4 protein-coding genes and 1 pseudogene are annotated in these 5,073 nt (G+C 56.8%); all 5 read right to left on the reverse strand.

Features of this window, described 5'->3' with window-relative positions:
• Positions 1–357 precede the first annotated feature (357 nt).
• The gene (locus AC1DSG_RS27430) at positions 358–1,008 is read right to left on the reverse strand and encodes a lysoplasmalogenase (RefSeq protein WP_477793681.1); all 651 of its coding nucleotides are present in this window, start codon (positions 1,006–1,008) and stop codon (positions 358–360) included.
• 2 nt (positions 1,009–1,010) lie between these two features.
• Entirely contained in the window at positions 1,011–1,403 is a 393-nt protein-coding gene (locus AC1DSG_RS27435) for a protease inhibitor I42 family protein (protein WP_477793682.1), read from the reverse strand.
• A 155-nt stretch (positions 1,404–1,558) separates the two neighbouring features.
• On the reverse strand, positions 1,559–2,017 hold the full coding sequence (locus tag AC1DSG_RS27440) for a hypothetical protein (RefSeq protein WP_477793683.1): 459 nt from the start codon (positions 2,015–2,017) through the stop codon (positions 1,559–1,561).
• Positions 2,018–2,191: 174 nt separating this feature from the next.
• On the reverse strand, positions 2,192–4,609 hold the full coding sequence (gene lon / locus AC1DSG_RS27445; protein ID WP_477793684.1) for an endopeptidase La: 2,418 nt from the start codon (positions 4,607–4,609) through the stop codon (positions 2,192–2,194).
• A gap of 258 nt (positions 4,610–4,867) precedes the next feature.
• Positions 4,868–5,073, reverse strand: a pseudogene (locus AC1DSG_RS27450) (IS3 family transposase); the annotation flags it as partial.

The following is a 5,073-nucleotide window of genomic DNA, read 5'->3' on the forward strand; positions in this document are numbered from 1 at the left end:
ACCTGTTGCTGAAAAAACATTGACCCCTGGTAAGACCGGCGTGGATTGATGCCTAAGCTGCTAGTGGCCTTCGAGGCCTGACTGTAATCGGCATACCACGAGCTCTTTCAATTTTGGCCAGAAGCCGCCGACGGCTTCCTCGAATAGGCCTAATACATAGATGCAACGGGGCGGCAGTTTTTTTGAAAGCGGGTAGACAGTGGGGGCGAGTCCATACATAGCAGCTGCCGAAGGCTGCGTCCGGCTGCGAAGCAGTCGTAGTCCTTGCACTGAGAGACTTCAATACTATTGATGTTGTTTGTGTGGCGAGGGCTTCGCCCTCGAACGTCTGAACGCGGCCCGAGCCTTCGGCAGCTGCTACAGAGTTTGGTGTTCTTGATCTTTTGGGGCGAACGCCGACGCCGTAATCCCCCATTGTCCCAGCCAGTAACTGAGGATGATCACATAAGGCGCTGCGTCGAATGGCATCACAAACCGGCTGATACCGATCACGCTGTCAGAGAACACAAACGCCACCGCACCTGCCGCAGCCAGCAGCGCAGAGCGTTTAGGCACATCGCTGCCCAGTCGAGCCAGTGCCCGCCAGAGCATGGTGCTGATGGCCAAGCCGTAAACAATCACCGGGATCAGCAATGGGCCGAGGCCGTGAGAGATCAAAATCCCCAACAGCACCGCGCCGACACTCAATGCAATTACCAATGGCAACACCGCCAAACATCGGCAATCGCTCAAATAGGCTTTGAGATAGGCCAGGTGCGCGACCAGAAACGCGCCAAGGCCAAACACAAACAGATCTCCCGGCCACGCCAGCAACACATCGCCAAGCAGCGAGAAAATCAGGCCAAGGCTGATCCAGCGGCGATAGTCGCTGGGGGGCGCGTCATGCAGCCAACCGAGCAAGGCCAGCACTGGCATGGGTTTGACCAGCAGGCAGAGCAACGTTGCCTGCATGCTCACGCCATACAGAAAGGTCACCGCGCCCATCAGCGCCAGAATGAGCCAGCCCATGATCAGTTAACCGAGATCGCGCAATCGAAAGTGTCCACCGGCAATACCTCCGGGGCCCAGGGTTGTTGGGATGTCAGACGCAAGCGCCCGGTCCCGGCGGTGAACGCCTGAAAGCGCCAGGTCGAGAGGCCGGCGCTGCCGACGATGCCGGTATCTTCGGGGTTACTGTACACCTCGGGGCTGAGTGCACGCAGTACACCTCCGGCCGAATCCTGGATTGCCCAGCGGTAACCCGTGGATGGGTTGCTCGGCAGGGTCAGAATCAGGTTTTGCCCGCTGTTCAGTTTCACCGGGCATTGGCTTTGTTTTACCACGGTCACGTTCTGTTTCGGTTGCGTGGCGCAGGCGGCCAGCAAGGACAGGGCGAGCAGAACAATCAGGCGGATGGGGAACATAAGGTCAGGGGCTCCGGCATTCACGACGAACGGCGAGCATAACCGAAGACGAGACAAAGTGTGCCGCCACCCAAACGGATAAATTTCAGGCTGCACACGGGCCGTAGAATACCTGCGGAGCGAGCTAAGGCGCTCCACAGGAAAATATTCGTAATCTAGCCTAGTGTGAGATCGTTGATGAACAAATGACCCCTGCCAGTAATCTCTCGTGTTTCGTTACTTATCCTGGATTTGGCCAGGACTTTGAATTCGGTTATCGCATACCTTTGCTTGGTCGGTGTTATGTTTATTCGCTCGATAGTCGATGAAGAATCGATCACTTCGTAGTCATAAGGGCGAGTTCCCTGCTCAGTGGTGACAGTTTCCATGTAGGAAATGTTAACTCGATCTTCATCGTCGAAAAAAAAGAAACTTATATTTCTCGAACTGGAAGAACCTTTGTCTTTGAAATAGGTAATTCTAAAGCCCTTCCCGAAGACATCGAAGGAGTAATCCAGAATTGTCGTGGTGAATGTTGTGAGTGGCAAGGGTGAACTTGCGTCTGTCACGTCTTTTGTTTCAACGGTTAATTGACCATCAACAAAAGGCGCTTTAATTGCATTGGTGGTTGCCATGGGACACTTCCTGCGATGATTGGAGACCGAGCAGGAAGAGTATTTAAGAATGCTGTAAGCGGATACTGTCAGATCTGACAGTGGTTAAGTCTGGTTTGTTTGGGTTAACTACATGCTTATAGCGATGACGCTCACTGCCAGGCGGGAGGCTTGGCAGTGGCGCATTCGTATCGTTTAAAACAATATCTTCGCCACATCCGCAAAACGCTTGGCGAAGTGCACGGTGATCCCTTCCTTCAGATAGTCCGGCAGTTCCTCAAAGCTGCCACGGTTAGGCTCCGGCAAGATCAATTCAAAGATCTTCTGCCGCCGCGCCGCAATCACCTTCTCGCGCACCCCGCCAATCGGCAGGACATGCCCGGTCAGCGTCAGTTCGCCGGTCATGGCCACGCCTTTTTTCGGCGGCTGGTTGCGTGCGAGCGAGAGCAGGGCGCTGGCCATGGTCACGCCGGCGCTCGGGCCGTCTTTGGGGGTGGCGCCTTCCGGGACGTGCAGGTGGACGAAAGCCTCGTCGAAGAACTTCGGATCACCGCCAAACGACTTCAGGTTGGAGCTGACGTAGCTGTAGGCGATTTCCGCCGATTCTTTCATCACATCACCCAGTTGCCCGGTGAGTTTGAAACCACGGTTGAGCGTGTGGATCCGCGTGGCTTCAATCGGCAGGGTCGCGCCGCCCATGCTGGTCCAGGCAAGGCCGGTGATAACGCCGGTGCCGGACAGTACTTGCTCGTTGCGGAACACCGGATGACCGAGTGACGTTTCAAGGTCTTTGGGTCCGAGTTTGATGACGGCTTTGGGATCGTCGATCAACTTAACCACAGCCTTGCGCACCAGTTTGCCCAGTTGTTTCTCTAACTGGCGCACCCCTGCTTCACGGGCATAACCGTCGATCAACGCTTTAAGGGCACTGTCGCTAATGCTCAGGCTGCCTTTGGACACGCCGGCCTTTTCCAGTTGCTTGGGCCACAGGTGGCGCTTGGCGATGGCGATTTTTTCTTCGGTGATGTAGCCCGACAGGCGAATCACTTCCATCCGGTCCAGCAATGGGCCGGGGATCGAGTCCAGGGTGTTGGCGGTGCACACGAACAGCACTTTCGACAAGTCCAGACGCAGGTCCAGGTAGTGATCGAGGAATTCGACGTTTTGTTCCGGGTCCAGGGTTTCCAGCAGCGCCGAGGCCGGGTCGCCCTGGTAGCTTTGGCCCATCTTGTCGATCTCGTCGAGCATTATCACCGGGTTCATCACTTCGACGTCTTTGAGCGCCTGCACCAGTTTGCCCGGTTGCGCGCCGATGTACGTGCGGCGATGGCCCTTGATCTCGGCTTCGTCACGCATGCCACCGAGGCTGAAGCGGTAGAACGGCCGACCGAGGGATTCGGCGATGGATTTGCCGACGCTGGTTTTACCCACGCCCGGGGGGCCGACCAGCAACACGATGGAGCCGCTGATCTCGCCTTTATAGGCACCGACAGCGAGGAATTCGAGGATGCGGTCCTTGATGTCGTCGAGGCCGGCGTGGTGTTTGTCCAGTACCTTGCGCGCGTGTTTGAGGTCGAGTTTGTCCTCGCCGTACACGCCCCACGGCACCGAGGTCGCCCAATCGAGATAGTTGCGGGTGACCGCATACTCCGGCGAACCGGTTTCGAGGATCGACAGTTTGTTCATTTCCTCTTCGATGCGTTTCTGCGCCTGCGGCGAGAGGACTTTGCCGGTCAGGCGTTGTTCGAACTGCTCGATGTCGGCGCTGCGGTCGTCCTTGGTCAGGCCCAGTTCCTGCTGTATGACCTTGAGTTGTTCCTTGAGGAAGAACTCACGTTGATGCTCGCCGATCTTGCGATTTACTTCGGCGGAAATCTCTTTTTGCAGACGCGCGACTTCGACTTCCTTGCGCAGCATCGGCAGGACTTTTTCCATGCGCTTGAGCATGGGTACACAGTCGAGCACTTCTTGCAGCTCGCTGCCGGTGGCCGAGGTCAGGGCGGCGGCGAAGTCGGTCAGCGGCGACGGATCGTTGGGACTGAAGCGGTTGAGGTAGTTTTTCAGCTCTTCGCTGTACAGCGGGTTGAGCGGCAGCAGTTCCTTGATCGCGTTGATCAGCGCCATGCCGTAGGCCTTGACCTCGTCGGTCGGCTCGGTCGTCTGGTGCGGGTATTCGACTTCCACCAGGTATGGCGGGCGGTGGTGCTTGAGCCAGGTTTTGATGCGCACCCGGGTCAGGCCCTGGGCGACGAATTGCAGTTTGCCGTTTTCACGACTGGCGTGATGCACCTTGACCAGTGTGCCGTACTCCGGCAGTGCGCCGGTATTGAAATGACGCGGGTCTTCCTGGGGCGCGTCCATGTAGAACAGGGCCAGGGAGTGGTGATCGGCTTTGCTGACCAGATCCAGTGTCTCGGCCCACGGTTCTTCGTTGACGATGACCGGCAGCACTTGGGCCGGGAAGAACGGGCGGTTGTGGATCGGGATGATGTAAACCTTGTCCGGCAGGTTCTGGCCGGGCAGGGCGAGGCCTTTGCCGGTGGAGTGGTGTTCGGTGTGCTCTGTGTCGGTGTCGTCGCTTGGGTCTTCGGGGAATTCTTGCTGGTCGCTCATGGGGCACCTGCGCATTGGGTATGGGTGTTAGATGGGGCAGGTGGGGGGTGGTTTCAATGGTTCGGGATGTTTCCGGGTGTGTGTTCAGGGTTTGGACAGGTTCTTTTGACTTGGCGGCCTCTGGGCCGACCATGTTGTTGTTTTTGGTGTACATATCCGTTTCTGCGGTAACGGCCGCTATTGGTTCCGCCCTTACGGCGACTCACTTTTTTTTCAAACGGTACGTGTCAAGGTACCTGTCGCCTTGTCTTACAGTTGCTAGCCCGTTGCGCTCTTAATTTCAGGGCGCTCTGGGTTTAAATACACAGCATCTGCCAACTTCCAGTTGCGTGTTCGAGTGCTCCAGCGGCTCGGATTAGCTTCCTTGGCATTTTCATAAAGCATTGCTCTAGCTTGTAATAGAGCCGTTGCTTTGCCTTCGTGCCGCTGGTTTGGCGTCACGTATTTCAGGGCGCTGTGGCGGT

The organism is Pseudomonas sp. P5_A12, from assembly GCF_056400685.1.

Bases quoted from the DNA above. Each gene is read 5' to 3' on its own strand.
- AC1DSG_RS27430 (WP_477793681.1), bottom strand. From the start codon at position 1,008: ATGGGCTGGCTCATTCTGGCGCTGATGGGCGCGGTGACCTTTCTGTAT.
- AC1DSG_RS27440 (WP_477793683.1), bottom strand. From the start codon at position 2,017: ATGGCAACCACCAATGCAATTAAAGCGCCTTTTGTTGATGGTCAATTA.
- AC1DSG_RS27435 (WP_477793682.1), bottom strand. From the start codon at position 1,403: ATGTTCCCCATCCGCCTGATTGTTCTGCTCGCCCTGTCCTTGCTGGCC.
- lon (WP_477793684.1), bottom strand. From the start codon at position 4,609: ATGAGCGACCAGCAAGAATTCCCCGAAGACCCAAGCGACGACACCGAC.